The sequence below is a fragment of the Corynebacterium sp. MSK122 genome (assembly GCF_030229435.2).
Lineage (GTDB): Bacteria > Actinomycetota > Actinomycetes > Mycobacteriales > Mycobacteriaceae > Corynebacterium > Corynebacterium marquesiae.
In genome coordinates this window covers 1-333 of sequence record NZ_JASPHV020000077.1, presented here as the reverse complement: position 1 = coordinate 333, position 333 = coordinate 1, and the positions used below count along the sequence as shown (strand labels likewise).

At 54.1% G+C, this 333-nt stretch carries 1 protein-coding gene; it reads left to right on the top strand.

The annotated features are described in order from the left end of the window. The coding region (locus tag QP934_RS11535) for a DDE-type integrase/transposase/recombinase (RefSeq protein ID WP_419127594.1) at positions 1–333 on the top strand (333 nt) is incomplete at both ends.

Here is a 333-nt window from a genome sequence, read left to right as displayed (position 1 = left end):
TTGTCGTGGATGTATTTAGCCGAAAAATTGTTGGTGTTGCTACACGCTCGACGATGCGTACCGATGCGCTGCTCATGGAGGCATTGGAGCATGCGTTAACGACTGCAGGGCGAATCCATGGAAACCAACTAATTCACCACAGCGATCGGGGCAGCCAGTACGTGTCACTGAAGTATTCCACCGCGCTAGCTGAGTCAGGAATCCGCCCGAGTGTGGGAACAGTCGGCGATTCTTATGACAATGCTCTAGCCGAAACAGTCAATGGTCTCTACAAGGCGGAACTGATTCATGCCCAGGGCCCGTGGACGTCGGTCGGAGAAGTCGAACTGGCCA